At 72.2% G+C, this 5,080-nt stretch carries 7 protein-coding genes; 5 read left to right on the top strand and 2 right to left on the bottom strand.

Annotated features, from left to right (window positions below; genetic code table 11):
- Positions 1 to 38 precede the first annotated feature (38 nt).
- Positions 39 to 797: a PEPxxWA-CTERM sorting domain-containing protein gene (locus Q0R13_RS16970; RefSeq protein WP_293906107.1), complete on the top strand. Its 759-nt coding sequence runs from the start codon at positions 39 to 41 to the stop codon at positions 795 to 797.
- Positions 798 to 895: 98 nt separating this feature from the next.
- Positions 896 to 1,495: a PEPxxWA-CTERM sorting domain-containing protein gene (locus Q0R13_RS16965; RefSeq protein ID WP_293906105.1), complete on the top strand. Its 600-nt coding sequence runs from the start codon at positions 896 to 898 to the stop codon at positions 1,493 to 1,495.
- Positions 1,496 to 1,499: 4 nt separating this feature from the next.
- Here Q0R13_RS16965 and Q0R13_RS16960 read toward each other — a convergent pair whose 3' ends face one another.
- Entirely contained in the window at positions 1,500 to 2,147 is a 648-nt protein-coding gene (locus Q0R13_RS16960; RefSeq protein WP_293906103.1) for a hypothetical protein, read from the bottom strand.
- Positions 2,148 to 2,275: 128 nt separating this feature from the next.
- Here Q0R13_RS16960 and Q0R13_RS16955 point away from each other — a divergent pair, with 128 nt between their 5' ends.
- Complete coding sequence (locus tag Q0R13_RS16955) at positions 2,276 to 3,055, top strand: methyltransferase domain-containing protein (protein WP_293906101.1); 780 nt, start codon at positions 2,276 to 2,278, stop codon at positions 3,053 to 3,055.
- 21 nt (positions 3,056 to 3,076) lie between these two features.
- Here Q0R13_RS16955 and Q0R13_RS16950 read toward each other — a convergent pair whose 3' ends face one another.
- Positions 3,077 to 3,217: a hypothetical protein gene (locus tag Q0R13_RS16950; protein ID WP_293906099.1), complete on the bottom strand. Its 141-nt coding sequence runs from the start codon at positions 3,215 to 3,217 to the stop codon at positions 3,077 to 3,079.
- A gap of 146 nt (positions 3,218 to 3,363) precedes the next feature.
- On the opposite strand from Q0R13_RS16950, the gene Q0R13_RS16945 reads away from it, so the two are divergent.
- Positions 3,364 to 4,086 carry a glutathione S-transferase N-terminal domain-containing protein gene (locus tag Q0R13_RS16945; protein ID WP_293906097.1) on the top strand — a complete coding sequence of 241 codons (723 nt, stop codon included), beginning with the start codon at positions 3,364 to 3,366 and terminating at the stop codon, positions 4,084 to 4,086.
- Positions 4,087 to 4,162: 76 nt separating this feature from the next.
- Positions 4,163 to 4,960, top strand: coding sequence for an SDR family oxidoreductase (locus Q0R13_RS16940; protein WP_293906095.1), 798 nt, complete (start codon positions 4,163 to 4,165; stop codon positions 4,958 to 4,960).
- The last annotated feature ends 120 nt before the right edge of the window (positions 4,961 to 5,080 follow it).

The following is a 5,080-nucleotide window of genomic DNA, read 5'->3' as shown; positions in this document are numbered from 1 at the left end:
GCCAGGATGGTTAACACTGCCTCTGGGGGAGTTACGCCATGCGTCTCGTCGCCGGCCTCGCGGCCACCGCCGCCGCCCTGCTCATGACCTCGGCCGCCCACGCGACCATCATCTACCAGACCGATTTCGAGGCCCCGACCTACAGCACCGGCCTGCTCGGCGGCCAGAACGGCTGGAACACGTTCGGCAGCAGCGGCGCGGTCATGGTGGACGACGGGATACCGATCGACGGCCTGCAATCGGCCAAAATCACCGGCGCCGTGGCCAGCGGCCAGAGCGGCCCCTTCCATATCGACACCTCCGCCATCACCAAGGTCACGGTCAGCGCCGACATCCTGCTGACCCACAGCACCGCGGATCGGTCCTGGCAGTTCTCCGCCATCGGCCCCAGCCTGCTCGGCTTCACCGGCGGCATCGACGTCGACGCCAACACCGACGCCATCCGCGCCATCACCAGCGGCTTCCCCACCATCGGCACGTTCAGCCGCGACACCAAGCACCGCGTCGACATCCTGCTGGACTACGGCGCCCAGACCTTCGGCGTGAAGCTGGACGGCGCGTCCCTGGCCAGCGGCCTGGCGTTCTGCGGCGACAACGGCCCCTGCGCCGGCGCGCCCACCCCGGGCTACAGCACCGTGCTGTTCGACACCTTCGGGGCCAGCGGCGCCGACGCCGGCTACCTGGACAACATCCTGGTGCAGTCCACGCCCGGCGTGCCGGAGCCGTCGGCCTGGGCGCTCAGCCTGCTGGGCTTCGGCCTGCTGGGCGCCGCGCTCCGCCGCCTCGCCCCAGCCTGAGACGTCCTGCCGCACAACGGTTCTGAAACCCCTGCGGCCTACATTGCGTACGTCAGCCGAAGCCCGCTCAGCCGCGGGCGCTGATGGGGTATGCTTCCATGAGGCGTTTGGGCAAGGCGATCGCGGCGTTCGGCGCCGCTCTGGGGCTGGCGACGGCCGCCGGCCAGGCCAAGGCCTCCACCTGGCTGGTGACCTACGCGGCCCAGTCCGGCGCCCCGGCCCTGGCCACCCTGACCCTCGACGTCGCCGACGCCCTGAACGCGGTGGGCGGTTACGATGTCCTGGGGGTCTCCGGCGCCGTCGACGGCGACACGGTCACCCACCTGGTCGCCAATCCCAGCCAGCCGTTCGCGTCCTACAGCGCCGATGGCATGTTCATATTCGACAACGTGGTCTGGGCCGCCGCGCCGCACTTCTCCAATCCGGGCCTGTTCTTCGCCGCGGCCTCGGGCGACGAGTACAACCTGTTCTCCGACAACGCGACGACCTACGAGCTATACCGCGCCCACGCCGGCGTCGGGTATCTGGACCACTCGGTAGGCAGTGTCGCCGCCGCGCTCATTCCCCCGCACGCGCCCCTCGACCCCGGCGACATCGGCACGGCCGGCGTGCCCGAGCCGGCCACCTGGACGATGCTGATCCTGGGCTTCGGCGCGGTCGGCGTCGCGCTCCGCCGCCGTCGCCCGGTCCCCGCGTAGACGCCTACCGCGACAGGGCCAAGGTCGCCGAGGCCTCGTCCAGCCGCGCCCGCTCGGCCGCCCAGGCGGCCTCCGCCGCCGCATGGCGCTGGGTCAGGGCGTCGGTGTTGGTCGCCATCGGCGCCTGCTCGGCGCTCAGCGCCACGCAGCCCGGATAGGTCGCGAACTCCGGCGCCAGGGCGCACTGCGCCACCGCCGCCTCCACCAACGCGTTCCGCTCGGCCGCCTGGCTCTTCAGCGCCGCCAGCCCGGCGACCAGCCCGCCATGCGCCGCCTCCGCCTCGTTGCGCGCCGCCAGCACCCTGGCCGCCAGCGCCGGCCGCTCCGCATCGCTCGCGCCCTTGCCCGCCAGCTCCAGCGCCCGGCCGGCCGCGGCGTGGATCCGCGCCTGGGCCTTGCCGATCCCGGCCAGCGCGGCGGCGGCCGCGGCGTCGAAGTCCTGGGCCGCCTTCAGCGCCGCATCCACCGCGTCCGCTCCCTCGGGCGGACCCGGCGGGACCAGCGGGCCGGGCGCCGCGAGCGGCGCGGCCGCCACCGGTCCGGCGGGCGGCGGCGTGGCCTTGGTCGCCGCGCCCTTTTCGCCCGAGCACCCCGCCAGCAGCATCAGCGCCGCGACCGGTCCCGCCCATGCGCGCCCATCGATAGTCCGCATCGGCGTCCCTCAAGCTTTGTAGGGATCGCAATCCCGCCCGCCCCGGCCTGTCAAGGCGCGCCCTTGGCCTGCGGCCCCAACGGCCCTTACAGTGGCCCACCGGCGCAGACCGGCTGGGGGGACCTCACATGACGATATTCTCGCGCCGCACCCTGGCGGCGGCTGTCGCGGCCCTCGCCATGGCCGCCCTCCCGGCCCTGGCCGCCGCCCCGCCGCCGCTGAAGGCCGCCGACTACGCCGCCATCCTCGCCGATCCCGCCCGCCCCGAGGCCGACCGCAAGGACGACGCCGCGCGCAAGCCCGCCGAGGTCGCCGCCTTCGCCCAGCTACGCCCCGGCGAGACCGTGCTGGAGGTCGAGGTCGGACGCGGTTGGTTCACCGAGATCATCTCCCGCGCCGTCGGCCCCAAGGGCAAGGTGATTACCCAGAACCCGGTCGAGTTCGCCTATTCCGGCCCCGCCATGGCCGCACGCCGCGCCAACGGCGGGCTGGCCAACGTCACCGACACCACCACCCGCTTCGACGCCCTGGCCGCCCCCGACGCCTCGGTCGACCGGGTGCTGTGGATCCTGGGCCCGCATGAGGTCTTCTACACACCCAAGAACTCCCCTGGCCTGGGCGACCCCGCCACGACCTATGCCGAGATCTGGCGGGTGCTGAAGCCGGGCGGCGTCTTCGTGGCCATGGACCACGCGGCCACCGCCGGCGCGCCCACCACCACCGGCGGCACGATCCACCGCATCGATCCGGCGGTGGTGCTGAGCCTGGCCAAGGCCGCCGGCTTCAGGCTGGACGCCCGCAGCGACATCCTGGCCAACCCCGCCGACGACCGCACCCGGATGGTCTTCGACCCCACCGTGCGCCGCCATACCGACCAGTTCCTGTTCCGCTTCGTGAAGCCGAAATAGGCGGCGCGCCGCCCGCGCGCGCTAACTTCCCGGTCGCGCCGCCGACGCCCGCGGCGGCAGGTTGAACGCCGGCGCCGCCACCGTCCGTCCCCGCCGCACAGGCAGGCGCAGCCGCGGCGCCAGCCCATTGAGCAGGCCGGTCAGCGTGATCGGTGTCCGCATATCGGCGTTCCTCTCGCCACCCCAGACCCCAACCGATGCACGCGTCATAGCTTCCACAGCCCGCCACCGCTTTAGGTCATGGCGCCCCCGTCGCGAATTCCCTAAGCAGGCGCATCTGCACCCGCCGCGCCAAGGAGCGCCCGACCATGATGAAGCTCTACTCCGGGGATCTCAGCCCCTATTCCGCCCGCGTTCGGATGCAGATCTACGCCAAGGGCATCACCGACATCGCGCTGGAACGGCCCGCCACCTTCGGCACGCCCCAGTTCCGCCAGGACCATCCCATCGGCCGCATCCCGGTGCTGGATATCGACGGCGACATGATGCCGGAATCCGAGGTGATCGCCGAATACCTCGAGGAGATCTACCCCACGCCCTCGCTGCTCGGGACCACGCCGCGCGAGACCGCCCACATCCGTACCGTCGCCCGCATCGGCGACATCTACATCATGAACAACATGTTCATGCTCTCGCCGCAGAGCCGCGCCGCCACCCGCAACGACGGCATCGTCGAGCTGCTGGGCGGCCAGGTGGTGCGCAACATCAAGGCGCTGGACAAGCTGATCGGCCTTGAGGCCGGCCAGGAAGGCTTCGCCTGCTGCGGCCGCCTAACCATGGCCGACTGCGCCCTGGTCCCCGGCCTGTTCCTGGTCGAGAACGTGCTGCCGGCCACCGGCCTCGACAACCCGATCCCCGCCAACCCCAACGTCGCCGCCTACTGGGCCGCGATCCAGCGCAACGAACACGCCGCCAGGACCCTGGCCGAACTCCACCGCGGCCTCGAGGAGCGCCGCGAACTGATCCGCAGCGGCGCCTTCGACAAGATGATGGCCGCCTCCCGGGCCGCCATGGCCGCCGCGGAGAGCTGAGCCGCCGCCCCTTCCGTGACCCTACGGCGCCGCCGGATACTGCCCGGCAACAACCATAAGGGACGGGAACCATCGCATGACCGACATCCTCGATCTGGGCGGCCGCGTCGCCCTCGTCACCGGCGCCGGCCAGGGCGTCGGCCGCCAGGTGGCCCTGCAGCTGGCCGACGCCAGGGGCTCCGGCGGCGTGGTGGTCAACGACTACGTCCTGGCCCGCGCCGAAGCCGTGGCCGAGGGGATCCGCACCGCAGGCGGCAAGGCCCTGGCTTTGCAGTGCGACGTCTCCGACCACCTCGCGGTCAAGGACATGGTCGCCAAGGCCGCCGCCGACCTGGGAGCCGTCGGCGTCCTGGTCAACAACGCGGGCAACGCCGGCGCCACCCCGTCGGCCGAACTCGGCAAGCCCTTCTGGGAGACCAGCCCCGAGGTCTGGAACAGCTTCATCGGCGTCAACCTGTACGGCGTGATGAACTGCACCGCCGCCGTCATCCCCGGCATGCTCGCCCGGCAAGCGCCCGGCCGCATCATCACCGTGATCTCCGACGCCAGCCGCTGGGGCGACGCCAGCATGGAGATCTACGCCGGCGCCAAGGCCGGCGCCGCCGGCTTCATGCGCTCGGTGGCCCGCACGCTGGGCCGCTACCAGATCACCGCCAACTGCGTCGCCATCGCGCTCACCGCCACCCCGGCCGTCGAGCGCACCCTCAACGGCGACCCGGAACGCCTGAAGCGCACCCTGGAAAAGTACATCATCCGCCGCCCCGGCCGCCCCGACGACGTCGCCAACATGGTCCAGTTCCTGGCCTCCGACGCCTCCCCCTGGATCACCGGCCAGGTCTACCCCGTCAACGGCGGCTTCACCTTCGCCCTGTGACCCCGGCGCGTTTCCCTCCCCTTCATGGGGAGGGCCGACCCGACGACGTCGAGCGGGGTGGGGAAGTGTGGGTCGGATCTGAGCCTTGGAGCTTGCCCCCACCCCGCCCCGCCCCGCCCT

The organism is Phenylobacterium sp. (genome assembly GCF_025351295.1).
Lineage (GTDB): Bacteria > Pseudomonadota > Alphaproteobacteria > Caulobacterales > Caulobacteraceae > Phenylobacterium.
This window is presented reverse-complemented; position numbering and strand designations above follow the sequence as displayed.